The following is a 26034-nucleotide window of genomic DNA, read 5'->3' on the forward strand; positions in this document are numbered from 1 at the left end:
CCCGGTAAGCGCAGCGCCACCGGGGAGCCCGTTTTAGCCGATGGTCATCAGGCTGGCGTTACCGCCTGCCGCCGCGGTGTTAACGCTCAGCGAACGCTCGATATACAGCCGCTCCAGCAGCAGATTGGTTTCGCCGCGGGCGAAACCCTGCACGGAGACAATCGCCCCATCGCGCGCCGCCACCTGCTCGCACAGCTCGCGCAGCTGGTCGGAATCGCCGTGGTAGATAACCGCGTCGAAGGCCTGGCCAGGCAACTGCTCCGCTTTGGCAAAGCGAATGCGCTCACTGACCTCCCGCGGCAGTTTCTTCGCCAGATCGCGCTGCAGGGCGCTGTCCGGCCACAGTACTTCACAACCCACCGCCAGCACAGCCGCCAGCTGGATCAGCGTATCCTGTTCGTTATCCGCTACGCACAGCACGCGCTCGCGCGGCATCAGCGTCAGGGTGTTGCGCTCGCCGGTTGGCCCCGGCAGCAGGCGTTGAGTGCCGCTTTGCGCCTGCTCGCTGTACTGCTGGCACAGCGCCTGCAGCTCAGGACGGCCCGCGGCCCACTGCTGCAGCGCCTGCAGCGGTTTTTCCAGCAGCGTTTTCAGCTGGGCGTCCAGCGGACGCTCCGCATCCTGGCGGGCGAAGGTTACGCCAACCGCGTCCTGTGGACGGCTGGAGAGCAGACGGTACAGATACAGCGGACCGCCGGCTTTCGGACCGGTACCGGACAACCCTTCGCCGCCGAACGGCTGAACGCCGACCACCGCGCCAACCATATTGCGGTTGACGTACAGGTTGCCCACCTTCGCGCTGCCGGTGACCTGGGCGATGGTTTCGTCGATACGGGTATGCACGCCGAGGGTCAGGCCGTAGCCAGAGGCGTTAATCTGCTCGACCAGTTTGTCCAGCTCGTTACGGTTGTAGCGCACCACGTGCAGTACCGGGCCGAAGACCTCTTTTTTCAGCTCGTCGAAGCTGTCGAGTTCGATAAGCGTCGGCGGCACGAAGGTCCCGTGACGCCATTCGCGGGCGTCTTCGCTATTCTCGCGCACCGCCTGGTAGACGGTGCGGCCTTTGGCGCGCATCGCCTGAATATGGCGTTCGATATTCTCTTTCGCTTCCGCATCGATAACCGGACCGATATCGGTGGTCAGGCGCCCCGGATTGCCCATCCGGCACTCGCTCATGGCGCCGCGCAGCATGGTTAAGGTGTGATCGGCGACCTCTTCCTGCAGGCATAGCACGCGCAGGGCGGAGCAGCGCTGGCCGGCGCTGTCGAACGCGGAAGCCAGCACGTCGATCACTACCTGCTCGGTGAGCGCCGACGAATCGACGATCATCGCGTTCATCCCGCCGGTTTCGGCGATCAGCGGCGTCGGGCGGCCCTGGGGATCGAGGCGGCTGGCGATATTGCGCTGCAGCAGGGTGGCCACTTCGGTGGAGCCGGTGAACATCACGCCGCGTACGCGCTCATCGGAGGTTAGCGCGGCGCCCACGGTCTCCCCGCGACCCGGCAGCAGTTGAATAACGCCCGGCGGCACGCCGGCTTCCAGTAGAATCGCCACGCCCTGGGCGGCGATAAGCGGCGTCTGCTCGGCAGGTTTCGCCAGCACGCTGTTGCCGGCCGCCAGCGCGGCGGCAATCTGGCCGGTGAAGATCGCCAGCGGGAAGTTCCACGGGCTGATACAGACCACCGGACCCAGCGGGCGGTGAGTTTCATTATCGAAATCGTCGCGCACCTGGCCGGCGTAATAGTGTAGGAAGTCAACGGCTTCGCGCACTTCAGCGATGGCGTTGCTGAAGGTTTTACCCGCCTCGCGCACCAGGATCCCCATCAGGGTCGGCATTTGGCTTTCCATCAGCACCGCGGCGCGCTCAAGAATGGCAGCGCGCTCCTGCGGCGGAGTGGCGAACCAGATCGGCGCATTGTTGATAGCGCTGGTCAGCGCCTGCTGCACTTCAGCGTCGCTGGCTTCGCGGACGTAGCCGACGATATCTTTCGGCTCTGCCGGGTTAACCACCGGCTGCATTTCGCCTTCGGCCACCGGCTGCTCCAGCATCGGCAATGCCTGCCATTTATGCAGCGCGCTGTTGAGCAGGGAAGAGGAGAGGGAGGCCAGACGGTGCTCGTTCGCCAGATCGAGACCGGCGGAGTTGCTCCGGCCGCTGCCGTAGAGATCGCGCGGCAGCGGGATTTTCGGATGCGGCAGGCCGGCCTGGCCTTCCTGCTGCGCCAGTTTTTCTACCGCGCTGACCGGGTCGGCTACCAGCTCGTCCAGCGGCAGGGTATTGTCCGCGATACGGTTGACGAAAGAGGTATTGGCGCCGTTCTCCAGCAGACGACGCACCAGATACGCCAGCAGCGTCTCGTGGGTGCCCACCGGGGCGTAGATGCGGCACGGCCGATTCAGTTTGCCGTCGGCGACCTTGCCCACCACCTGCTCGTAAAGCGGTTCGCCCATGCCGTGCAGGCACTGGAACTCATACTGGCCCGGGTAGTAGTTCTGGCCTGCCAGCTGGTAGATAGCCGCCAGAGTATGGGCGTTATGGGTGGCAAACTGCGGGTAAATCAGGTTCGGCACCGCCAGCAGCTTCTTCGCGCAGGCGAGGTAGGAGACGTCGGTGTAAACCTTGCGGGTGTATACCGGATAGCCTTCGAGACCTTCCATCTGCGCGCGTTTAATTTCGCTATCCCAGTAGGCGCCTTTCACCAGACGGATCATCAGGCGACGGCGGCTGCGGGTGGCGAGGTCAATCAGGTAATCAATGACAAACGGACAGCGCTTCTGGTAGGCCTGAATCACGAAGCCAATCCCGTTCCAGCCGGCCAGTTCCGGCTCGAAGCACAGTTTTTCCAGCAGGTCGAGGGAGATCTCCAAACGGTCGGCCTCTTCGGCGTCAATATTGATGCCGATGTCATACTGGCGCGCCAGCAGGGTCAGCGATTTCAGCCGCGGGTAAAGCTCTTCCATCACCCGGTCATACTGCGCGCGGCTGTAGCGCGGGTGCAGCGCGGAGAGCTTAATGGAGATACCCGGACCTTCATAAATGCCGCGGCCGTTGGAGGCTTTGCCGATGGCATGAATCGCCTGCTGATAAGAAACCATATAGGCCTGGGCGTCAGCGGCGGTCAGGGCGGCTTCGCCGAGCATATCGTAGGAGTAGCGGAACCCTTTTTCTTCCAGCTTGCGGGCGTTGGCCAGCGCTTCGGCGATGGTTTCCCCGGTGACGAACTGCTCGCCCATCAGGCGCATCGCCATATCCACGCCTTTGCGGATCAGCGGTTCGCCGCTCTTGCCGATGATGCGGTTCAGGGAGCGGGAGAGGCTGGTCTCGTTATGGGTCGACACCAGTTTTCCGGTGAACAGCAGCCCCCAGGTGGCGGCGTTGACGAACAGCGACGGGCTGCGGCCGATGTGCGACTGCCAGTTGCCGTTGCTGATTTTGTCGCGGATCAGCGCATCGCGGGTGGCTTTATCCGGAATACGCAGCAGGGCTTCCGCCAGGCACATCAGCGCCACCCCTTCCTGTGAAGAGAGGGAGAACTCCTGCAGCAGGCTCTGCACCATGCCGGCGCGGCCGCTGGCGGTTTTCTGGTTGCGCAGTTTTTCCGCCAGCTGATACGCCAGCTTGTGCGCCTGTTCGCCCAGCGGCTGCGGCAGACGGGCCTGCTCCAGCAGCATCGGTACCGCGTCGGTTTCCGGACGTCGCCAGGCGGCGGTGATCGCCGCGCGGCTCACCGACTGCGGCAGGATCTGCTCGGCGAATTCGAGGAACGGCTGATAGGGCTCTTCCGTTGGTTCGCTGGCGTCATCGCTTTCGTTGGCGGCCCCGGAGAGCAGGGCCGGCAGCTCAGGCAGCGTCTCGTCGTTCTCCAGTTTTTCCAGATAATTAAAGATGGCCTGCTTAATCAGCCAGTGCGGCGTGCGGTCAATACGGCTCGCGGCGGATTTAATGCGCTCGCGGGTTGCGTCGTCAAGCTTAACACCCATGGTGGTGGTGCCCATGCTCAAAACTCCTGTCATTTATCGTTAGGCTTATGCGGTTGCATGGAAATATCCACTATGTTGCAACTTTGTGCAACCTTGTTAATTATGGCTTGTGACGGAAGCCGTGAAATGGCTAATTTGTTAAAAATAACCCCTAAAATAGCAGAAATTTAACCCCGGGCTCATAGGGTATTTGTATGCGTGAGTTAACACTTTTGTTTGGTGCAACCTTTAAAAACGTGAGAGAGTGCAACCTCTAACAAATTGACGTTTTGCGCCGTCGGTTTTTCGTGTAAATGCTGTGTTAAATCGTTTGTGAAAAACCGAAGCTTCCGTCAGGATACGGTCGCCCAATTAAACAATGCGCCATTACCCCGTTCCGGTAGTGGAAAAAAACGACGAAGTTGGACGCTGTCGATAAAAATTCTGGAGACTTTGCATGGCTATTAGCACACCGATGCTGGTGACATTTATTGTTTATATTTTTGGTATGGTATTGATAGGGTTTATTGCCTGGCGTTCGACCAAAAACTTCGATGATTATATTCTCGGGGGAAGGAGTCTGGGGCCATTTGTGACCGCGCTTTCCGCAGGGGCGTCGGATATGAGCGGCTGGCTGCTGATGGGCCTGCCAGGGGCGATTTTCCTCTCCGGGATTTCCGAAAGCTGGATCGCCATTGGCTTAACGCTGGGGGCGTGGATTAACTGGAAGCTGGTGGCCGGTCGCCTGCGCGTGCATACCGAGGTGAATAATAACGCCCTGACGCTGCCCGATTATTTTACCGGCCGTTTTGAAGATAAAAGCCGGGTGCTGAGAATTATTTCGGCGCTGGTTATTCTGCTGTTCTTTACCATCTATTGCGCTTCAGGAATTGTCGCGGGGGCGCGTCTGTTTGAAAGCACCTTCGGCATGAGTTATGAAACCGCACTGTGGGCCGGGGCGGCGGCGACGATTATCTATACCTTCGTCGGCGGCTTCCTCGCGGTTAGCTGGACCGATACCGTGCAGGCCAGCCTGATGATTTTCGCGCTGATCCTCACCCCGGTGATCGTGATTATTTCCGTCGGCGGCTTTGGCGATTCGCTGGAAGTGATTAAGCAGAAGAGCATCGAAAATATCGACATGCTGAAAGGGCTGAACTTCGTGGCGATTATCTCGCTGATGGGCTGGGGGCTGGGTTATTTCGGTCAGCCGCATATTCTGGCGCGCTTTATGGCGGCGGATTCGCACCACAGTATCGTTCACGCACGTCGCATTAGTATGACCTGGATGATCCTGTGCCTCGGCGGGGCGGTGGCCGTCGGCTTCTTTGGCATCGCCTACTTCAATAACAACCCGAGCCTGGCGGGCGCGGTTAACCAGAACGCCGAGCGCGTGTTTATCGAACTGGCGCAAATCCTGTTTAACCCGTGGATTGCCGGGATCCTGCTGTCGGCGATTCTGGCGGCGGTGATGTCCACTCTGAGCTGTCAGCTGCTGGTCTGCTCGAGCGCAATTACCGAAGACCTGTATAAAGCCTTCCTGCGGAAAAACGCCGGTCAGAAAGAGCTGGTGTGGGTGGGCCGTATGATGGTGCTGGTGGTTGCCCTGGTGGCCATTGCCCTGGCGGCCAATCCGGAAAACCGCGTGCTGGGTCTGGTGAGCTACGCCTGGGCTGGCTTCGGCGCCGCCTTTGGCCCGGTGGTCCTGTTCTCGGTAATGTGGTCGCGCATGACCCGTAACGGCGCGCTGGCCGGGATGGTGATTGGCGCCCTGACCGTGATCGTCTGGAAGCAGTTTGGCTGGCTGGGCCTGTATGAAATCATTCCGGGCTTTGTCTTCGGCAGCATCGGGATTGTGGTCTTTAGCCTGCTGGATAAAGCGCCCTCGGCCAGCATGCAGCAGCGCTTTGCCGAAGCGGATGCCCACTACCATACGCCGCCGCCGGTACGCGCCACGGCTGAGTAAGATCATCTAATGCTCACGAGCCCGCCGTTGGCGGGCTTTTTATTGCCTGGTGCCGTGCCGGAATATTATAACCCTTGCTAATTATCTGAAAATCCGCTGATATTTCCTGACTAATAACAATGAGGATAGCAAAGATGACGTTCAGACAGGGTGCAATGGCGCTGGTGCTGGCAGGGTTACTCAGCGGCTGCGTGGCGGGTGGAAGTTCATCGACCAGCGCGCCGAAGCCCGGCGTCTGCCCGGCGGATAAGTCCATGGTGCAAACCACGCTTTACTTCGGTCTGAGCCGCCCGGCGGGGAAAGACATCACCGCTGAAGAGTGGCAACAGTTTGTCGACCGTGACGTCACGCCGCGCTTTCGCGACGGGCTGACGGTGTTTGATGCCCACGGCCAGTGGCTTGGCCAGAAGGGTCAGGTGGTGCGGGAGCAGAGCAAGGCGCTGATGGTGATCCATGGGCATGACGCGCAGAGCGAGGCCGGTATTGAGGCTCTGCGCCAGGGCTATAAATCACGCTTCGCGCAGGAGTCGGTGATGCGTGTCGACCAGCCGGTCTGCGTGCAGTTCTGAGTAAACGGCGGGGGCAGCCCCGCGTTTGTTTTACAGCACCAGCCCGGCGAAGCTGGCGGAAAGCAGGCTTACCAGCGTGGCGCTATACACCAGCCGCAGGCCGAAGCGGGAGACGATATTGCCCTGCGGTTCATTCAGGCCTTTGATCGCCCCGGCGATAATGCCGATCGAGGCAAAGTTGGCAAACGACACCAGGAATACCGAGAGAATGCCGAGCCCGCGAGGGGTCATGCTGGCGGCAATCTTTTGCAGCTCAATCATCGCCACAAATTCGTTAGCGACCAGTTTGGTGGCCATGATGCTGCCGGCGTTTAGCGCATCGCTCAGCGGGATGCCGATAAGCCACGCCAGCGGATAAAAGACGTAGCCGAGGATCTGCTGGAAGCTGAGACCAAACAGGGTGGCGAATAGCGCGTTAATGGCGCTGATCAGGGCGATAAAACCGATCAGCATCGCCAGAATAATCATCGCCACTTTAAAGCCGGCCAGAATATATTCCCCGAGCATTTCAAAGAAACTCTGCGATTCATGCAGCTTCTCGAGTTTTATTTCCTGCTCGCTGCCTGGCCGCGTCGGGTTAATTACCGACAGCACGATAAAGGTGCTGAACATATTGAGGATAAGCGCTGCGACGACATATTTGGCGTCCAGCATGGTCATATAGGCGCCGACAATCGACAGCGATACGGTCGACATGGCCGTCGCCGCCATAGTGAACAGTCGCCGTGAGGAGAGGTCGCCCAGTACGCCCTTGTAGGCAATGAAGTTCTCCGATTGACCGAGGATCAGCGAGCTGACGGCGTTGAAAGATTCCAGCTTACCCATGCCGTTTACTTTCGACAGCAGGGTGCCAATCACGCGAATAAAAATCGGCAGGATCCGCCAGTGCTGGAGAATACCAATCAGCGCGGAAATAAACACAATCGGACACAGGACGCCCAGGAAAATAAAGGCTAAGCCTTTTTCGCTCATGCCGCCAAAGACGAAATTGGTCCCTTCGGCGGCAAAGCCTAACAGCGAAGCAAAAAAGCCGGAAATATTTTTTACCAGCCACAGGCCGCTTTCGGCGTGCAGGAAAAAGAAAGCGAGCGCTATTTCGATAATAATCAACTGGAGAATATAACGAATACGAATTTTTTGTCTGTCGTAGCTGACAAGCCAGGCCAGGGCGAGGATCACCGCCAGCGCCAGCAGGAAATGAAAAAATGCAGTCATGTTGTTCTTTTCGCAAGTCAATAAGGCCGCCATTTAGCCATAGCCGCTACGGCGGGTAAATATCTGGCGTAAAAAATCCTTTGCTTATTCTTTCCCTTCATAACAGGCGAATATTTTCATAAGTCATTATTTGTCAGCGATTTATTTACAACTGATCATCATTCTCTGCACATTTCGCTTGTGTTTCTGAGCATTGTAATGATAATCACTATCATAAATATTACCTGTTTTTGCATTCGTTGACGGTGCTTTACATTTAAGGGTATTGGCATGTTTGTCCCATTTCTCATTATGTTACGCGAAGGCCTGGAGGCGGCGCTGATTGTCAGCCTGATCGCCAGCTATCTGAAACGCACCCAGCGCGGCAACTGGATTGGCGTGATGTGGATTGGCGTGATCCTCGCGGCGGCGCTATGTCTTGGCTTAGGCATCTTTATCAACGAAACCACCGGTGAATTTCCTCAGCGTGAACAGGAGCTGTTCGAAGGGATCGTCGCGGTCATTGCGGTGGTGATCCTGACGTGGATGGTCTTCTGGATGCGCAATGTCTCACGCAACGTCAAGCAGCAGCTGGAGCAGGCCGTGGACAAGGCGCTGCAGCGCGGTAATCACCACGGCTGGGCGCTAGTGATGATGGTCTTTTTCGCGGTCGCCCGTGAGGGGCTGGAGTCGGTCTTCTTTCTGCTGGCGGCCTTCCAGCAGGGATGTCGGCATCTGGCCGCCGCTGGGGGCGCTGCTGGGTCTGGCCACCGCTATCGTGCTGGGCTTCCTGATCTACTGGGGCGGTATCCGCCTTAACCTTGGCGTGTTCTTCAAATGGACCAGCCTGTTTATTCTGCTGGTGGCTGCTGGCCTGGCCGCGGGGGCGATCCGCGCCTTCCACGAGGCGGGCCTGTGGAACCTGTTCCAGGATACCGCCTTCGATCTGAGCAACGTGCTGTCGACGCATACGCTGTTCGGCACGCTGCTGGAAGGGATCTTCGGTTATCAGGAGACGCCGAGCGTCAGCGAAGTGGCTGTCTATCTGCTTTATCTGATCCCGGCGCTGGTGCTGTTTGCCCTGCCGCCGCGGAATAATACCACTGCCTCGCGGGCTGCCTGATCGGGCGCTGCGAGCTTATAAGCGACACTCTACTTACCGAAAGGGATGATCATGATGATTCATTTTCGCCGTAATGCGCTGCGGGTGACCGTGGCCGCGCTGCTCAGCTCTGCATTCGGTGCTCAGGCTGCGGATATCCCGCAGGTCAAAGTCACCGTCAACGACAAGCAGTGCGAGCCGATGCAGGTGACCGTTAACGCGGGTAAAACCCAGTTTATTATTCAGAACCACAGCCAGAAAGCGCTGGAGTGGGAGATTCTGAAAGGGGTGATGGTGGTGGAAGAGCGCGAAAACATCGCGCCGGGCTTTACTCAGAAGCTCACCGCGAACCTGCAGCCGGGCGAATATGACATGACCTGCGGCCTGCTCACCAACCCGAAAGGCAAACTGATCGTCACCGGCGCCGCCACCAAAGACGCGGCGAAAGCGGATGCGGTGCTGAGCCTCGGCGACGCGATCACCGCCTATAAAGCCTATGTGACGACGGAAACCGCGCAGCTGGTTAGCGGCACCAAAGCCTTTACCGACGCGGTGAAAGCCGGCGATATCGAAAAAGCGAAAGCGCTGTACGCCCCGACGCGTCAGCATTACGAGCGCATCGAGCCCATTGCCGAGCTGTTCTCTGACCTTGACGGCAGCATCGACGCCCGCGAAGACGACTTCGAGAAAAAAGCGGAAGATCCGAAATTTACCGGTTACCACCGTCTGGAAAAAGCGCTGTTTGGCGATAACAGCGTCAAGGGGATGGAAAAATATGCCGATCAGCTGAACAGCGATGTGCTGGAGCTGCAAAAGCGTATCAGCGAGCTGGCGTTCCCGCCGTCAAAAGTGGTGGGCGGCGCGGCAGGATTAATTGAGGAAGTCGCGGCCAGCAAGATCAGCGGTGAAGAAGATCGCTACAGCCATACCGATCTGTGGGACTTCCAGGCCAACATTGACGGCGCGCAGAAAATTGTCGACCTGCTGCGCCCGCAGCTGCAAAAAGAGAACAGCGCGCTGCTGGCGAAAGTGGACGCCAACTTTAAGAAAGTGGACAGCATCCTCAGCAAATATCGCACCAAAGACGGCTTCGAGACCTACGATAAGCTGACCACCGCCGACCGTAATGCGCTGAAAGGGCCGATCACCACCCTGGCGGAAGATCTGGCTCAGCTGCGCGGGATCCTGGGGCTGGACTAAGTCGATGGCACAGCAGAAACCCCACGACGTGAACGAGCCGTCACGTCGTCGCTTACTGAAAGGGATCGGCGCGCTTGGCGGCGCGCTGGCCATCACCGGCGGCTGCCCGGTAGCGCATGCGGCAAAAGCGGAAAGTTCCCCGGGGACGCTCACACCCGACGCGCGCCAGGAAAAGCAGCCATTCTATGGCCGGCATCAGGCGGGCATTCTGACGCCGCAGCAGGCTTCGATGATGCTGGTGGCCTTCGATGTGCTGGCGGCTGATAAAGCCGACCTCGAGCGGCTGTTTCGACTGCTGACCCAGCGTATCGCCTTTTTAACCCAGGGCGGCCCGGCGCCGGACACGCCGAATCCGCGGCTGCCGCCGATGGATTCCGGCATCCTGGGGCCGTGGATTGCGCCAGATAACCTGACCATCACCGTCTCGGTCGGCCATTCGCTATTTGATGAGCGCTTTGGCCTGGCGGATAAAGCACCGAAAAAGCTGCAGCCGATGACCCGCTTCCCCAACGATTCGCTGGATGCCGCGCTGTGCCATGGCGACCTGCTGCTGCAGATCTGCGCCAATACTCAGGATACGGTGATCCACGCCCTGCGTGATGTCATCAAACATACGCCGGATCTGCTGAGCGTGCGCTGGAAGCGGGAAGGGTTTATCTCCGACAGCGCGGCGCGTAGCAAAGGCAAAGAGACCCCCATCAACCTGTTGGGGTTTAAGGACGGCACCGCTAACCCGGCGAGCCACGACAGCGCGTTGATGGATAAGGTAGTGTGGGTGACAGCCGATCAGGACGAGCCGGCCTGGACCGTGGGCGGCAGCTATCAGGCGGCGCGCATCATCCAGTTTCACGTGGAGTTCTGGGATCGGACGCCGCTCAAGGAGCAGCAGACGATCTTTGGTCGCGACAAGCACACCGGTGCGCCGCTGGGGATGAAAAACGAACACGATACCCCGGATTACAGTAAAGATCCTAACGGCGAAGTCATTGCGCTGGATAGCCATATTCGTCTGGCCAATCCCCGCACGCCGGAAACCCAGTCCAGCCTGATGATGCGCCGCGGCTACAGCTATTCGCTGGGGGTTACTAACGCCGGACAACTGGATATGGGGCTGTTATTCGTTTGCTATCAGCACGATCTGGAAAAGGGTTTTCTGACGGTGCAGAAACGGCTTAACGGCGAGGCGCTGGAGGAGTATGTCAAACCGATCGGCGGGGGCTACTTCTTTGTTTTACCCGGCGTAGTTGATGAAAAACACTATCTGGGAGAGTCGCTGCTGCAGGCCTGATACCGACCCTGCCCGTAAGGGCAGGGCGTTTTCTGCTGTTTTTCTCATTTTTCTTATATTTCCTGCCATGTGTTATATTTCTGTAATACAAATGACCGATAGTCTCCTACACTTGCTTAAGAACTATTTGTTGCGTCATTGTGAAAAATAAGTTGCATTAAGAATCTTTTTTGATGTACTTATTACATACGCGGTAGTTCCCGGCAGTGTGACGTTTCACTATGGAGATCGCGAATGGTAAGGTCCCGTACCGGACAACGTAAAACCTCAGACCGTACTCTTCAGCACGGAAGCCCCGCTTCCGGCAGCGATTTTCTTACTCTTTCTCTCTCCGCTTCGCATTATTACAACCTTGGCAGGGTACGCGGTGCGCGTAGCCGCGACTCGTTGTCAGTTCTACCGGCAAGCAATGGCTTACAAGGAAGCCAAACCTCAATCGTTCGTGCGCATAGTCGCGTCGATGTTGACGCGTGTGATGTAAACCAACAACGCAAGGTGCTATCCATGGGAAGACAAAAAGCAGTGATCAAAGCTCGTCGTGAAGCAAAACGTGTGCTGAGACGGGATTCACGCAGCCATAAGCAGCGTGAAGAAGAATCGGTCACATCGCTTGTGCAAATGAGTGGCGTAGAAGCAATTGGCATGGCGCGGGACAGCCGTGATACTTCCCCAATTGAGGCGCGCAATGAGGCTCAGGCGCATTATTTGAATGCCATCGACAATAAGCAGCTGATTTTCGCTACCGGCGAAGCTGGATGCGGCAAGACCTGGATCAGTGCGGCGAAGGCAGCTGAAGCCCTGATCCATAAGGATGTGGACAGAATTATTGTTACCCGTCCCGTTCTGCAGGCCGACGAAGATCTCGGCTTCTTACCGGGAGATATCGCCGAGAAGTTCGCTCCCTATTTCCGACCGGTTTACGATGTGCTGGTGAAAAGGCTGGGGGCTTCCTTTATGCAGTACTGCCTGCGTCCGGAAATCGGCAAGGTGGAAATCGCGCCGTTCGCCTATATGCGCGGACGTACCTTTGAAAATGCGGTGGTGATTCTGGACGAGGCCCAGAACGTGACCGCAGCGCAAATGAAGATGTTTTTAACCCGCCTCGGGGAGAACGTGACGGTCATCGTCAATGGCGATATCACCCAGTGCGACTTGCCCTCTGGCGTGAGATCTGGCCTGAGCGATGCGCTGGCGCGTTTTGAGGAAGACGAGATGATCGGCATTGTGCGTTTCACCACCGATGACTGCGTGCGCTCGGCTCTCTGCCAGCGGACGCTGAAAGCCTATTATTAATCGTCATACTGTGAGCAAGGCCCGGGCTAGCCCGGGCTTTGTTGTTTTTGGGCATCCTCCCGGCGGCGCTGCGCTTAGCCGGGCTACCTGGCGGGTACGGTCTGGTAGCCCGGGAGAGGCATTGCTGCCGACCCCGGGGATGTCTGCGGTGCCACATGCGAAAAAAAAGCCCGTACATGCGTACGAGCTCTTCTTAAAATATGGCGGTGAGGGGGGGATTGACTCGCTTCGCTCGCCCCTGCGTGGCAGCCCGCTCGCAGGCTCGCAGTCTGTCCAACTGGCTGCGCCAGTTGTCGAACCCCGGTCGGGGGTTCTCATCCCCCCTGCGGAGAATATAAAAGAAAAGAGCCTGTACTTGCGTACAGGCTCTCATCTCGAATATGGCGGTGAGGGGGGGATTCGAACCCCCGATACGTTGCCGTATACACACTTTCCAGGCGTGCTCCTTCAGCCACTCGGACACCTCACCATATTGTCTTGCTGCTCACCTTGGGTGGGCAACGGGGCGCTACTATAGGGAGTTGCGTTAAAACGGTCAAGCATATTTTCTTCTTTCTTTGCCGTTCGCTCACGCAATGAACAATGCCCCGCTGCGGCTCAGCGGGGCGGGCGTTTTAGCGCTGGGAATCCAGCTGTTCGTTATTCTTCACGACGTCCTGCGCTTTGCTGTAGCTTTCGATCAGCAGCTGGTAGGCCGGGAAGACTTTGGTGTACACCTCCGCCCATTCTGCGGCGTCCGGGCGATTCCAGGTGCGCTGCAGCTCAGAGGCGACGGCGGCGGTATCCATTGGCACTACGCCGGCCTGTACCACGCGAGCCAGGGTGATCTCCTGCGCCATTTTGCTGTAGGTGCCGGAAGCGTCAATCACGGCAAACACTTTATAACCGTCGGCGACAGCGGCGATAGCCGGGAAGGCCATGCAGACGCTGGTGATGGTCCCGGCGATAATCAGCGTTTTACGGCCGGTCGCTTTCACCGCGGCGACGAATTCCGGGTTATCCCAGGCGTTAATCTCACCTTTACGGGCGATGTATTTCGCATGCGGCGCGTTTTCATGAATATCCGGGATCAGCGGACCGTTCGGCCCCTGCGGCACGGAGGCGGTCGTGATCACCGGGATCCCGGCAAGCGACGCCATCTTGGCCAGCGCGGCGGCGCGAGCGCGCAGCTCTGGCATCGGCATATCGCCGACGGTCTGGAACAGACCGCTCTGATGGTCAATCAACAGCATTGCGGTATCGTTAACATCAATCACCGGACGAGCACCGTTAAAGTTAGCGGGAGTAGACATAGTATTCACCTCAATCAGTTAGATTTGGCCAAAGCGGCCGCTGTTAAAATCGCGTACAGCTTCTGCGATCTGCGTTTTGTTATTCATGACAAACGGGCCATAGCCCACAATCGGCTCCTGTAGCGGTTCTCCGGCCATCAGCAGAACTTTTGCCGGGGCGGTCGCCTCCAGATGCACTGCGTCACCTGCCTGGCTCAGGACGGCCAGCTGGCCTTCGCGAGCAGATTCGGAACCGTTAATGATCACTTCCCCTTCCAGCACCACCAGCGCGGTACTCCAGCCCTCCGGTTGGCGCAGCGTGAGGTCGTGCCCCTGATTCAGCTGCAGATCCCACACGTTAAGCGGTGAGAAGGTATGGGCCGGGCCGCTGACGTCGTCATACTGGCCGGCAATAACCCGAACCTGTCCGGCGCCGTTCGCCAGCGCCACGGTGGGGATCGTCCCGGCGGTAATGCTCTGGTAGCCGGGGGTCGCCATTTTGTCTTTCGCGGGCAGGTTGACCCACAGCTGGATCATCTTCAGCTCGCCGCCGCTGCGGGTGAAGGCCTCCGAGTGGAACTCTTCGTGCAGGATCCCGGCGCCCGCCGTCATCCACTGCACGTCGCCTGGACCAATCACCCCGCCGCGTCCGGTGGAGTCGCGATGCTCTACTTCACCGGCGTAGACGATGGTGACGGTTTCAAATCCGCGATGCGGATGCTCACCGACGCCGCGTTTTTCGCTGCCCGCCGGGAAGGTGTACGGCCCGGCATAGTCGAGCAGTAAGAAGGGGCTCAGCTGCTGGCCGTGCGTCTGATAGGAAAACATCGAGCGAACCGGGAAGCCGTCGCCTACCCAATGCTGCGCAGGCGCGGTGTAGACTCCTGTGATCTGTTTCATGGCTTTCTCCTGTGTATCGGTATCTGATGTGAATAAGCTTATATCCGGGACGACGTATGCGGTAGTGTGCAAAAATGACCTATACTGTTCCAAAAATGGAACAATGGAGGAAGGATGCAGGATCTCAATGACTTCGCCTGGTTTGTCCAGGTGGTAGACCATGGCGGTTTCGCCGCGGCGGGGCGAGCGCTTGACCAGCCGAAATCCAAACTCAGCCGTCGCATTGCGCAACTCGAGGAGCGGTTGGGCGTGCGTTTGATTCAGCGAACCACCCGTCAGTTCGCGGTCACCGAGGTCGGGCAGACCTTTTATCAGCATTGCAAAGCGATGCTGATTGAGGCCGAGGCGGCGCAGCAGGCGGTCGAGACGCTGCGCGCCGAGCCGCGCGGTAGCGTCAGGATCACCTGTCCGGTCACCTTGCTGCATGTCCATATCGGACCGATGCTGGCGCGATTTATGGCGCGCTATCCTGGGGTAACGCTGCATCTTGAGGCGACCAACCGCCGGGTGGATGTGGTCGGGGAGGGCGTTGATGTGGCGATCCGCGTCCGTCCCCGGCCCATCGAGGATAGCGACCTGGTGATGCGCGTGCTGGCGGACCGCGGGCACCGGCTGGTAGCCAGCCCGGATCTCATTTCCCGGCTCGGACGTCCGCAGGCGCCGTCCGAGCTGAGCGCCTGGCCGGGCCTCAGCCTGGGTGCGAACAAGCATCAGCATAAATGGCAGCTCACCGGGCCCGGGGGAGCGAGAGCGGAAGTGTATTTCACGCCGCGAATGGTGACCACCGATATGCTGGCGCTGCGCGAGGCGGCGATGGCCGGCGTAGGCGTGGTGCAGCTTCCTTTATTAATGGTGCGCGATCAGCTGGCGTCAGGTGAATTAGAGGTGGTTCTGGACGAGTGGCAGCCGCGGCGGGAAGTGATCCATGCGGTATTTGCCTCACGGCGCGGGCTGCTGCCCTCCGTCAGGGCGCTGGTGGACTACCTCAGCGAAGAGTATCAGCGGATGGAGGAGGATTAGCTTCGGGATTGGCTTTTCTCGAGGGGCCTCCCCCCCCCCGGCAGAGAATATAAAAGAAAAAAGCCCGTACTTGCGTACGAGCTCTTCTTAAAATATGGCGGTGAGGGGGGGATTCGAACCCCCGATACGTTGCCGTATACACACTTTCCAGGCGTGCTCCTTCAGCCACTCGGACACCTCACCATATTGTCTTTCCCGTTGTTGTCGGGAACGGGCGCTAATGTAGGGAAATACGTATCGCCCGTCAATCAACTTTTTGCAAAAAAAGCGCGTTTAGACAAACTTTGAGCAACTTGCTCCTTAAACGTGCGAAATCCGTTTTTTTTGTCGCCAGTAGCTTTTCCCTTTTCGCTCGGGGGAAATTTGTTATGCTGGCAAACCAATAGAAAACAATGAGTAAAATAAGACGCCAGCGTCAATCGGCCAAAGGCGTCTGCTATCAGGAGCCCCTATGGAGATTATTTTTTACCATCCGACCTTTGATACCCAATACTGGATCTGTGAGCTGGAAAAGCAGTTACCCGGCGCGCGGGTGCGCGAGTGGAAAGCAGGCGATAACCGGTCGGCGGACTATGCCCTGGTCTGGCATCCGCCGGTAGAGATGCTGCAGGGCCGGGCGCTGAAGGCCGTGTTCGCCCTCGGGGCAGGGGTGGACTCTATTCTCAGCAAGCTGCGCGACCATCCGGATATGCTGCCGCTGTCGATTCCGCTGTTTCGTCTCGAAGATACCGGTATGGGACGGCAGATGCAGGAGTATGCCGTGAGCCAGGTGCTCCACTGGTTCCGCCGCTTTGATGACTATCAGGCGCTGAAGCTGGTTTCCCGCTGGCAGCCGCTGCCAGAGTACCGCGCCGACGAATTCACCGTCGGGATTATGGGCGCCGGCGTGCTGGGGGCGAAGGTTGCGGAAAGTCTGCAACCCTGGGGGTTCCCGCTTCGCGTCTGGAGCCGTAGCCGCAAATCCTGGCCGCAGGTGCAGAGCTTCGCCGGCCAGGCCGAGCTGGGCGAATTCCTGCAGGGCACTCGCGTGCTGATCAACCTGCTGCCGAATACCGCCGAAACCGCCGGCATTATTAACCAGACGCTGCTGGCGCAGTTGCCTGATGAGAGCTATGTCCTCAACCTTGCTCGCGGCGTGCATGTCGTTGAAGAGGATCTGCTGGCGGCGCTGAACAGCGGTAAGCTCAAAGGGGCGATGCTCGATGTCTTCAGTCGCGAACCGCTGCCGCAGGAGAGCCCGCTATGGGCGCATCCGCGGGTGGCCATGACCCCCCATGTGGCGGCAGTGACCCGTCCAATGGAAGCTATCACCTACATTGCGGAGACCATTAGCCGGCTTGAGCGAGGGGAGCCGGTAAGCGGTCAGGTCGACCGCCAGCGCGGTTATTAAGACGAGAGAACCCCGCCACGGCGGGGTTTTTGCTAATCAATAGCCCGGTTTCCTGCTATTCTTGCGGCAAACAGAAGAGGAGAATGTGATGTATCCCGTTGACCTGCACATGCATACCGTCGCCAGCACCCATGCCTACAGCACCCTGCACGATTATATTGCGGAAGCAAAGCGTAAAGGGATCAAACTCTTCGCCATCACCGACCACGGCCCGGACATGGCGGATGCTCCGCACTACTGGCACTTCGTTAATATGCGCATCTGGCCCCGCCTGGTAGACGGGGTGGGGATCCTGCGCGGTATTGAGTCGAACATTAAAAATATTGAAGGCGAGATCGACTGTTCCGGACCGATGTTGACTTCTCTCGATCTGATCATCGCCGGATTTCATGAGCCGGTGTTTCCGCCGCAGGATCGTGACACCCATACACAGGCGATGATAGCCGCGATGGCCAGCGGTAAAGTGCATATGATTAGCCATCCGGGTAATCCGAAATACCCAGTGGATATCCCGGCGATTGCCGAAGCGGCGGCTCGCTACCAGGTGGCGCTGGAGATTAATAACTCCTCGTTCGTATCATCGCGCGTGGGCAGTGAAGACAACTGCCGGGCCATCGCCGCCGCAGTGCGTGATGCCGGGGGATGGGTGGCGCTGGGCTCGGACTCTCACACCGCCTTTACCCTCGGGGAGTTTACCGAATGCCGCAAGATCCTTGATGCGGTCGATTTCCCGGAGGAGAGGATCCTCAACGTTTCTCCGCGTCGCCTGCTTAACTTCCTCGAGTCGCGGGGTATGCCGGCGATCCCGGAATTTGCTGACCTTTAATTTGTATAACTGGAATAACTGAATGAACGAGTTTTCAATCCTCTGCCGCGTGCTGGGTTCGCTGTATTACCGTCAACCGCAGGACCCGCTGCTGGTGCCGCTGTTTACCCTGATCCGCGAGGGCAAACTGGCCGCCAGCTGGCCGCTTGAGCAGGACGAGCTGCTGGCGCGTCTGCAGAAAAGCTGTGAAATGCAGTCCCTGGCGACGGACTATAATGCGCTGTTCGTCGGTGAAGCCTGCAGCGTCCCGCCGTACCGTAGCGCGTGGGTGGAGGGTTCCTCGGAAGCGGAAGTTCGGGCTTTTCTGAGCGAACACGGCATCCCGACAGGGGAAGGTCCGGCGGATCATCTCGGCTCGCTGCTGCTGGCCGCCTCCTGGCTGGAGGATCATGCCGCAGAAGACCAGAGCGAGACGCTGGAGCTCCTGTTCGCCGACTATATCCTGCCGTGGTGCGGGACGATGCTGGGGAAAGTCGAAGCCCATGCGCACACGCCGTTCTGGCGCACCATGGCGCCGTTGACCCGCGACGCCATCGCCGCGATGTGGGACGAGCTTCAGGAAGAAGATGAGCAATAATATGTGATGTAAATCACTGTTTGAATGAAACTGAAAGAAAGTTCATTCATATACTGTGTTTTAGATCGCATTCTTCCGGCGCGTATCTGCTAGGATACGCGCCATGAACATACTCTTCGCAATCGCATTAACGACAGGCATCCTCTCCGGGATTTGGGGGTGGGTGGCGGTCGCTCTCGGCCTGCTGAGCTGGGCCGGATTCCTCGGCTGTACGGCCTATTTCGCCTGCCCGCAGGGCGGCTTGAAAGGGCTGGCCATCTCGTCCTGCACGGTGATGAGCGGCGTGGCCTGGGCGTTAGTGATTATCCACGGTAGCGCGCTGGCGCCACAGGTGCAGATCCTCAGCTATATGATGACCGGTGTGGTCGCCTTCCTGATGTGCATTCAGGCGCGACGGACGCTACTGTCGTTTGTCCCGGGCACCTTTATCGGCGCCTGCGCGACCTTCGCGGCAGACGGCGACTGGCGTCTGGTGATCCCTTCCCTGGCGCTGGGTCTGGTCTTTGGCTATGCCATGAAAAATAGTGGCCTGTGGCTGGCGGCCCGTGCGGATAAGCATAAATCGTTCGCCAACGACAACGCCTGTTCGGCGGGACGACTAAAAAACAGGACCTTACGGGTCCTGTTTTTTTATCTTCTCGTCACCGGACAAAGCGATAATCTTGCTCCCGCAGGCGAGAATGCCCTAGTATCGGCAGAAAGCCGTATCCACACGCTATGCCGACAGGAGGAGAAATGGCTGTTAAACCTGAGGTAATTCTCGGCGATATTACGACACTTGATGTCGATGTGATTGTTAATGCGGCAAATCCCTCGCTGCTGGGTGGTGGCGGAGTAGACGGGGCCATCCACCGGGCGGCCGGTCCCGCGCTGCTGGCGGCTTGCAAGCAGGTGCTGCAGCAGCAGGGCGAATGCCCTCCCGGGCATGCGGTAATTACTATTGCCGGCAATCTGCCGGCCAGCGCGGTGATCCACACCGTGGGCCCGGTCTGGCACGGCGGTGACCGCATGGAGGCGCAAACCCTGGCCGATGCTTACAAAAACAGTCTGCAGTTGGCCTCGGCAAACAACTATCGCTCCATTGCGTTTCCGGCGATAAGCACCGGCGTGTATGGCTATCCGAGAGAGGAAGCGGCGGCGATCGCCGTGCGCACCGTCACCGCGTTTCTCACTCGCTATAACCCTCTTGAGCGCGTCCTGTTCGTCTGTTTTGACGAGGAAACGGCGGCTATCTATCGCCGCCTGCTGGCGTCATACCCCTGATTCAACAGAATAGGCTATGATAACCGCCAGTCTTGACGGGAATGATGGGTAGCAGGAGGGAGCAGGGTGTCAGAAGGAAAAGTCCAGCAGAAACAGCAGGCGCGCCGCGCGGAGATCGTTGTCGCTGCGCAAAAATGTTTCGCTGAAAAGGGGCTGCACGGCGCTTCCGTCGCCGATATCGCCCGGGAAGCGGGCCTGAGCGTCGGTCAGCTATATCGCATTTTTGCCAGCAAGGAAGCGATCATCGAAGCGATTGTTAGCGAAATCGTCAACGCCAGAGTCGGGGAGATGATCGATGAGAACCACAATCTGGCGCGTAAAGCGGCGGTTTTGGCTGGCAGGATCCCGACGTCGGCAGCCACCAAAAGCGATAATTATCTGCTGATGGAGATCAATGCCGAGGCCTCGCGTAACCCACGCTTGCGTGAGATCCTGATGCAGGCCGATCGGCGGTTGAAAGAGGAGGGCGGTCGCCTGTCGCAGCGCTACCATCCCGGGCTCAGCGATGCGCGACGCAATGCCGCATCAGAGCTCATCGCCGTTCTGACAGAGGGGGCAGCCTACCGCTGTGAGCTGAGCGCCTCCACCCCGGTCGATAAGGCAGATTTAGAAGCCCTGTACAATATGATTTTCGACCGGCTTTTTGACGAGCAGGCATAATACGGCACGCCTGGCGTGCCGCACAGGCTAATGGTTAGCTGGCCGAGGCTGGGGTTTTGGCCGGTTTGTTCATCGGTTTACCGGAGAACAGGAAACGCAGCAGCGGAATGCGCAGGTGAATTTCATACAGGATCAGGGCAATACCCACCACAAAAACCAACCCGCCAATAAAGCCTAAGGTATTGGACTTAATGACCGGGGTGATCCACGCCCCGTACAGCAGCGTCAGCGGATGGTGCACCAGGTAAATAAACAGCGAAGCATTGACGAAATAGGTTACGCGCGCCGACTGGAAGTTCAGCAGGCGATGGCCGAGCGAAAAGACCACATTGACCATCCACAGCCCAAGCACCATGGTGATCACCGATTCCGTTTCATACATCCAGCCGTCGCCGGAGCCGTACTGCTGGTTCAGCCGGTAGGCGATAAATCCCAGCAGCGCCGCTGCACAGCACCATGGTGACGGGGTGGTAAACATCGCCTTCAGACGCGGATTAATAAAGGTCTGCGCCCCCAGCACAAAGAAGGGAAGATAGAACAGCGTCTGCATCACCACAAAGTTAAACAGACCATTGCTAAGCAGCGGCGGGTAAATCAGGAACAGCGATCGGCGGATCAGCGCGTAAAGCACCCCCAGCGCAAGGAAAATCATCGTTAGCTGGCCCATAGTGACAGTGTCACCAAAGGCTGAGGCACCCCCTGCCGGGCGGCGCGTCAGCCATTTAAACAGCACCACGCCCAGCGAGGTCAGCACCACCAGCACCAGTAAAAACCACAGGTGGGAAATAAGCTCCCACGCCAGGGTGTTAAATTTGTCGTACCCGGAAAGGGTGTGCCAGTTTTCCGCCTTGCCGTTGACGTACTGCAGCATAATAAACTGCGGCAGCGTCAGCAGTGGGATAGCGGTCAGCATCGGAATACCGACCCGTTCGACGCGCACTTTCCACCACTTTTTCAACGGGTAGCGCAGGAACAGCATGTAGGAGAAATAGCCGGAGATGACGAAAAAGACCTGCATCCGGAAGGCATGGATGAAGTCATTAAACAGCGTCAACCACCACGAGGGCTCAGCGCTGTTGACATGCCAGCTGTGGCTGGAATAAATCAGCGAAATGTGGAAAGGGATCCCCAGCAGCATCAGCCAGGCGCGGATGCTGTCGAAGAAATATTCACGCTGTACCGGAGTATTATTCATACGATTCACGACAATCTCAGATAATTCGTCTTATCACTCAAGATGATAACGCTTACATTATCAGCAACCCTACATGAACTCGGGGTACCTGTCTCCAGGATAAGCACGCAAAGTGCAAACGGGATAGCGAACTGTTTATTCCCTGCGCCGCTACGCTGAACAAAGCAGGGATTATGTTGTCGGATTGCCTGAGTTTCCATTAAAATAGATCGGATCGATTTAAGCACACAAAGGGGGAAGTGCTTACTTATATGAAACATAAACCACAGATGATGAAAATGCGTTGGTTAAGCGCAGCCGTAATGTTGTCCCTGTGTACTTCATCTGCATGGGCATTTAGCATTGATGACGTTGCAAAAGAGGCCAAAACGTTAGCCGGGAAAGGCTATGAAGCGCCGAAGAGTAACCTGCCCTCCGCTTTCCGCGACATGAAATACGCGGATTACCAGCAAATTCAGTTTAATCACGATAAAGCTTACTGGAATAACCAGAAAACCCCATTCAAGCTTGAATTTTACCATCAGGGTATGTACTTCGACACGCCGGTCACCATCAATGAAGTGACGGCCACCAGCGTGCGCAAAATTAAATATAGCCCGGACTATTTTAACTTTGGTAACGTTCAGCACGATAAAGACACGGTGAAAGACCTCGGTTTCGCCGGCTTCAAAGTACTGTATCCGATCAATAGCAAAGATAAGAACGATGAGATCGTCAGCATGCTCGGTGCCAGCTACTTCCGCGTGCTGGGTCAGGGTCAGGTTTACGGCCTGTCCGCGCGCGGCCTGGCTATCGATACCGCGCTGCCGTCCGGCGAAGAGTTCCCGCGTTTTCGCGAGTTCTGGATCGAGCGTCCTAAAGCCACCGACAAACGTCTGACTATCTATGCGCTGCTGGACTCCCCGCGGGCAACCGGCGCTTATCGCTTTGTCATCATGCCGGGACGCGACACCGTGGTAGATGTCCAGTCCAAAGTTTACCTGCGTGACAAAGTGGGAAAACTGGGCGTGGCGCCGCTGACCAGCATGTTCCTGTTCGGTTCCAACCAGCCTTCTCCGGCGCTTAACTATCGTCCGGCGCTACACGACTCCAATGGTCTGTCGATCCTGGCCGGTAACGGCGAGTGGATCTGGCGTCCGCTGAACAACCCGAAACACCTTGCCGTTAGCAGCTATGCGATGGAAAACCCGCAAGGGTTCGGCCTGCTGCAGCGCGGCCGTCAGTTCTCGCGCTTCGAGGATCTCGACGATCGTTATGACCTGCGTCCGAGCGCCTGGATCACCCCGAAAGGGGAGTGGGGCAAAGGGAAAATCGAACTGGTTGAAATCCCGACCAACGATGAAACCAACGATAACATCGTGACTTACTGGACGCCGGATCAGCTGCCGGAGCCGGGCAAGGAGATGAACTTCAAGTACACCATCACCTTCAGCCGCGATGAAGACAAGCTGCATGCGCCGGATAACGCTTACGTTATGCAGACCCGCCGCTCTACCGGCGACGTGAAGCAGTCGAACCTGATCCGCCAGCCGGACGGCACCATTGCTTTCATTGTCGACTTCACCGGCGCCGATATGAAAAAACTGCCGGCGGATACCCCGGTCGCCGCCCAGGCGAGTACCGGCGATAACGCTGAAATCGTTGAAAATACCGTGCGTTACAATCCGGTGACCAAAGGCTGGCGAATGATCCTGCGTTTGAAGGTGAAAGATCCGAAGAAAACGACGGAAATGCGCGCCGCGCTGGTTAACGGTGATGACACGTTGAGCGAAACCTGGAGCTATCAGCTGCCTGCCAATGAATAAGATAACAAAGTACATTGACGCATTGCCGCTGTCGGACGCCGAGAAATCGGCGCTGCCGGACACCAGCCTGCAGGCCGTTCATCAGGCCCTGGATGACGACCATCAGACCTTCGCCCGCGAAGACGACTCCCCGCTGGGGTCGGTCAAGGCACGGCTGGCGCATAGCTGGCCGGATTCGCTGTCTGGCGATCAGCTGGTGAAGGACGATGAAGGCCGTACTCAGCTGCATGCGATGCCTAAAGCCAAGCGCTCCTCAATGATCCCGGACCCGTGGCGTACCAACCCGGTCGGCCGCTTCTGGGACCGTCTGCGCGGACGCGATGTCACGCCGCGCTATCTCTCCCGTCTGACGCAAGAAGAGCGCGAGAGTGAGCAAAAATGGCGTACCGTCGGCACCATTCGTCGCTATATACTGCTGCTGCTGACGCTGTCGCAGACCGTGGTAGCCACCTGGTATATGAAAACCATTCTGCCTTATCAGGGCTGGGCGCTGATCAACCCGGCCGACATGGTGGGGCAGAACCTGTGGATCTCGTTCATGCAGCTGCTGCCGTACGTGTTGCAGAGCGGCATTCTGATCCTCTTCGCGGTGCTGTTCTGCTGGGTTTCCGCCGGCTTCTGGACCGCGTTAATGGGCTTCCTGCAGCTATTGATCGGCCGCGATAAGTACAGTATTTCCGCCTCGACGGTCGGTGACGAACCGTTGAACCCGGCGCACCGTACGGCGCTGATAATGCCGATCTGTAACGAAGACGTTGACCGCGTTTTCGCCGGCCTGCGGGCGACCTGGGAGTCGGTGAAAGCGACCGGTAACGCCGCTCATTTCGACGTCTATATCCTCAGCGATAGCTATAACCCCGATATCTGTGTGGCTGAGCAAAAGGCGTGGATGGAGCTGATTGCCGAAGTGCAGGGCGAAGGGCAGATCTTCTACCGCCGCCGTCGTCGTCGAGTGAAGCGTAAGAGCGGCAACATCGATGACTTCTGCCGCCGCTGGGGCAGCCAGTATAGCTATATGGTGGTGCTGGACGCTGACTCGGTGATGACCGGTGAGTGTCTGAGCAGCCTGGTGCGCCTGATGGAAGCGAACCCGAATGCCGGGATCATCCAGTCTTCCCCGCGCGCCTCGGGCATGGACACGCTGTATGCGCGTTGCCAGCAGTTTGCCACCCGGGTGTACGGTCCGCTGTTTACGGCGGGTCTGCACTTCTGGCAGTTGGGGGAGTCCCACTACTGGGGCCACAACGCCATAATCCGCGTGAAGCCGTTCATTGAGCACTGCGCGCTGGCGCCGCTGCCGGGCGAGGGCAACTTTGCGGGGTCGATCCTGTCGCACGACTTCGTCGAAGCCGCGCTGATGCGCCGTGCCGGCTGGGGGGTGTGGATTGCCTACGATCTGCCGGGCTCCTATGAGGAGCTGCCGCCGAACCTTCTGGACGAGCTGAAACGCGACCGTCGCTGGTGTCAGGGCAACCTGATGAACTTCCGCCTGTTCCTTGTCAGAGGGATGCACCCGGTTCACCGGGCGGTCTTCCTTACTGGCGTGATGTCCTACCTGTCGGCGCCGCTGTGGTTTATGTTCCTTGCCCTGTCGACGGCGTTGCAGGTGGTGCATGCCCTTACCGAACCGCAGTACTTCCTGCAGCCGCGTCAGCTGTTCCCGGTGTGGCCGCAGTGGCGGCCTGAGCTGGCCATCGCGCTGTTCGCCTCGACCATGGTGCTGCTGTTCCTGCCGAAGCTGCTGAGTATTATTCTGGTGTGGTGTAAAGGGCCGAAAGAGTACGGCGGATTTATCCGCGTCACGCTTTCACTGCTGCTGGAGGTCCTGTTCTCGGTCCTGCTGGCGCCGGTCCGTATGCTGTTCCACACCGTCTTCGTGGTCAGCGCCTTCCTCGGCTGGGAGGTGGTATGGAATTCGCCGCAGCGTGATGATGACTCCACGCCGTGGGGGGAAGCCTTTATGCGCCACGGCTCGCAGCTGCTGCTGGGGCTGGTGTGGGCGGTCGGGATGGCATGGCTGGATCTGCGCTTCCTGTTCTGGCTGGCGCCGATTGTTGTCTCGCTGATCCTCTCGCCGTTCGTGTCGGCGATTTCCAGCCGGGCGACAGTGGGCCTGCGCACCAAGCGCTGGAAGCTGTTCCTGATCCCGGAAGAGTATTCGCCGCCGCAGGTGCTCAAGGATACCGATGCGTACCTGACGATGAACCGTCAGCGTTCGCTGGACGATGGCTTTATGCACGCGGTGTTTAACCCGTCGTTTAACGCCCTCGCTACCGCAATGGCCACTGCGCGCCACCGTCAGGGTCATATCCTGGAGATCGCCCGCGAGCGCCATGTCGAGCAGGCGCTGAATGAAACGCCGGATAAGCTGAACCGCGATCGCCGACTGGTGCTGTTGAGCGACCCGGTAACCATGTCGCGTCTGCACTATCGCGTATGGGCCGCGCCGGAGAAATACTCTTCATGGGTGAACGCCTATCAGCAGTTGGCGCTTAACCCGCTGGCGCTGAAAACGAAATAAGCCGTACGTTAAGGAAAATACCGGCAGCGATGCC

18 protein-coding genes, 2 tRNA genes and 2 pseudogenes are annotated in these 26034 nt (G+C 58.3%); 15 read left to right on the forward strand and 7 right to left on the reverse strand.

Annotation, left to right across the window (positions count from 1 at the left end; genetic code table 11):
• Window positions 1-33: 33 nt before the first annotated feature.
• The gene (putA, locus tag HMPREF1024_RS15985; RefSeq protein ID WP_009308387.1) at window positions 34-3996 is read right to left on the reverse strand and encodes a trifunctional transcriptional regulator/proline dehydrogenase/L-glutamate gamma-semialdehyde dehydrogenase; all 3963 of its coding nucleotides are present in this window, start codon (window positions 3994-3996) and stop codon (window positions 34-36) included.
• 421 nt (window positions 3997-4417) lie between these two features.
• On the opposite strand from putA, the gene putP reads away from it, so the two are divergent.
• Together putP and HMPREF1024_RS15975 are read left to right on the forward strand one after the other, a co-directional pair.
• The gene (gene putP, locus HMPREF1024_RS15980; RefSeq protein WP_004147889.1) at window positions 4418-5926 is read left to right on the forward strand and encodes a sodium/proline symporter PutP; all 1509 of its coding nucleotides are present in this window, start codon (window positions 4418-4420) and stop codon (window positions 5924-5926) included.
• A gap of 134 nt (window positions 5927-6060) precedes the next feature.
• On the forward strand, window positions 6061-6495 hold the full coding sequence (locus tag HMPREF1024_RS15975) for a DUF3574 domain-containing protein (protein ID WP_009308388.1): 435 nt from the start codon (window positions 6061-6063) through the stop codon (window positions 6493-6495).
• A 30-nt stretch (window positions 6496-6525) separates the two neighbouring features.
• Here the strand turns inward: HMPREF1024_RS15975 and HMPREF1024_RS15970 are convergent, their stop codons facing one another.
• Window positions 6526-7710, reverse strand: a complete 1185-nt coding sequence (locus HMPREF1024_RS15970; protein ID WP_002898911.1) for a NupC/NupG family nucleoside CNT transporter — start codon at window positions 7708-7710, stop codon at window positions 6526-6528.
• A 270-nt stretch (window positions 7711-7980) separates the two neighbouring features.
• Here HMPREF1024_RS15970 and efeU point away from each other — a divergent pair.
• From efeU to phoH, 4 genes and pseudogenes are all read left to right on the forward strand, one after another.
• Window positions 7981-8812: pseudogene (efeU, locus tag HMPREF1024_RS0126245) on the forward strand (iron uptake transporter permease EfeU).
• Window positions 8813-8863: 51 nt separating this feature from the next.
• The gene (gene efeO, locus HMPREF1024_RS15965) at window positions 8864-9991 is read left to right on the forward strand and encodes an iron uptake system protein EfeO (protein WP_009308391.1); all 1128 of its coding nucleotides are present in this window, start codon (window positions 8864-8866) and stop codon (window positions 9989-9991) included.
• Between the two features lie 4 nt (window positions 9992-9995).
• Complete coding sequence (gene efeB / locus HMPREF1024_RS15960; protein WP_004147893.1) at window positions 9996-11279, forward strand: iron uptake transporter deferrochelatase/peroxidase subunit; 1284 nt, start codon at window positions 9996-9998, stop codon at window positions 11277-11279.
• 504 nt (window positions 11280-11783) lie between these two features.
• Window positions 11784-12572 carry a phosphate starvation-inducible protein PhoH gene (phoH, locus tag HMPREF1024_RS15955; protein WP_002898923.1) on the forward strand — a complete coding sequence of 263 codons (789 nt, stop codon included), beginning with the start codon at window positions 11784-11786 and terminating at the stop codon, window positions 12570-12572.
• Between the two features lie 381 nt (window positions 12573-12953).
• Here phoH and HMPREF1024_RS15950 read toward each other — a convergent pair.
• The 3 genes from HMPREF1024_RS15950 to HMPREF1024_RS15940 form a co-directional block, all read right to left on the reverse strand.
• Window positions 12954-13041 (reverse strand) — tRNA-Ser (locus HMPREF1024_RS15950).
• Between the two features lie 145 nt (window positions 13042-13186).
• Window positions 13187-13864 carry an isochorismatase family protein gene (locus tag HMPREF1024_RS15945; protein ID WP_009308392.1) on the reverse strand — a complete coding sequence of 226 codons (678 nt, stop codon included), beginning with the start codon at window positions 13862-13864 and terminating at the stop codon, window positions 13187-13189.
• Between the two features lie 18 nt (window positions 13865-13882).
• Entirely contained in the window at window positions 13883-14743 is an 861-nt protein-coding gene (locus tag HMPREF1024_RS15940) for a pirin family protein (RefSeq protein WP_004199757.1), read from the reverse strand.
• 114 nt (window positions 14744-14857) lie between these two features.
• Between HMPREF1024_RS15940 and HMPREF1024_RS15935 the strand changes: the two genes are divergently transcribed.
• The gene (locus HMPREF1024_RS15935; RefSeq protein ID WP_004179309.1) at window positions 14858-15763 is read left to right on the forward strand and encodes a LysR family transcriptional regulator; all 906 of its coding nucleotides are present in this window, start codon (window positions 14858-14860) and stop codon (window positions 15761-15763) included.
• Between the two features lie 95 nt (window positions 15764-15858).
• Here HMPREF1024_RS15935 and HMPREF1024_RS15930 read toward each other — a convergent pair.
• Window positions 15859-15946: transfer RNA gene (locus HMPREF1024_RS15930), tRNA-Ser, on the reverse strand.
• Between the two features lie 268 nt (window positions 15947-16214).
• On the opposite strand from HMPREF1024_RS15930, the gene ghrA reads away from it, so the two are divergent.
• The 6 genes and pseudogenes from ghrA to HMPREF1024_RS15905 all read left to right on the forward strand — a co-directional run bounded on the left by ghrA (window position 16215) and on the right by HMPREF1024_RS15905 (window position 20479).
• Window positions 16215-17153 carry a glyoxylate/hydroxypyruvate reductase GhrA gene (ghrA, locus tag HMPREF1024_RS15925; protein WP_009308393.1) on the forward strand — a complete coding sequence of 313 codons (939 nt, stop codon included), beginning with the start codon at window positions 16215-16217 and terminating at the stop codon, window positions 17151-17153.
• A gap of 88 nt (window positions 17154-17241) precedes the next feature.
• The gene (locus HMPREF1024_RS15920; RefSeq protein WP_009308394.1) at window positions 17242-17979 is read left to right on the forward strand and encodes a phosphatase; all 738 of its coding nucleotides are present in this window, start codon (window positions 17242-17244) and stop codon (window positions 17977-17979) included.
• Window positions 17980-18001: 22 nt separating this feature from the next.
• Window positions 18002-18556, forward strand: coding sequence for a molecular chaperone (locus tag HMPREF1024_RS15915; protein WP_004140758.1), 555 nt, complete (start codon window positions 18002-18004; stop codon window positions 18554-18556).
• Window positions 18557-18659: 103 nt separating this feature from the next.
• Window positions 18660-19139, forward strand: a pseudogene (locus HMPREF1024_RS0126250) (DUF1097 domain-containing protein); the annotation flags it as partial.
• Between the two features lie 152 nt (window positions 19140-19291).
• Window positions 19292-19819 (forward strand): O-acetyl-ADP-ribose deacetylase, encoded by a 528-nt coding sequence (gene ymdB / locus HMPREF1024_RS15910; protein WP_002898953.1) that lies wholly within the window; start codon window positions 19292-19294, stop codon window positions 19817-19819.
• A gap of 66 nt (window positions 19820-19885) precedes the next feature.
• Entirely contained in the window at window positions 19886-20479 is a 594-nt protein-coding gene (locus HMPREF1024_RS15905; protein ID WP_004179313.1) for a TetR/AcrR family transcriptional regulator, read from the forward strand.
• A gap of 34 nt (window positions 20480-20513) precedes the next feature.
• Here the strand turns inward: HMPREF1024_RS15905 and mdoC are convergent, their stop codons facing one another.
• Window positions 20514-21674 (reverse strand): glucans biosynthesis protein MdoC, encoded by a 1161-nt coding sequence (gene mdoC, locus HMPREF1024_RS15900; RefSeq protein WP_002898962.1) that lies wholly within the window; start codon window positions 21672-21674, stop codon window positions 20514-20516.
• Between the two features lie 251 nt (window positions 21675-21925).
• Here mdoC and mdoG point away from each other — a divergent pair, with 251 nt between their 5' ends.
• Entirely contained in the window at window positions 21926-23479 is a 1554-nt protein-coding gene (gene mdoG, locus HMPREF1024_RS15895) for a glucans biosynthesis protein MdoG (protein ID WP_004140751.1), read from the forward strand.
• Window positions 23472-26000, forward strand: a complete 2529-nt coding sequence (mdoH, locus tag HMPREF1024_RS15890) for a glucans biosynthesis glucosyltransferase MdoH (protein WP_002898967.1) — start codon at window positions 23472-23474, stop codon at window positions 25998-26000. The genes mdoG and mdoH overlap by 8 nt, the downstream gene beginning before the upstream one ends.
• The last annotated feature ends 34 nt before the right edge of the window (window positions 26001-26034 follow it).

The organism is Klebsiella sp. 4_1_44FAA, assembly GCF_000238715.1.
GTDB classification, from domain to species: domain Bacteria; phylum Pseudomonadota; class Gammaproteobacteria; order Enterobacterales; family Enterobacteriaceae; genus Klebsiella; species Klebsiella pneumoniae.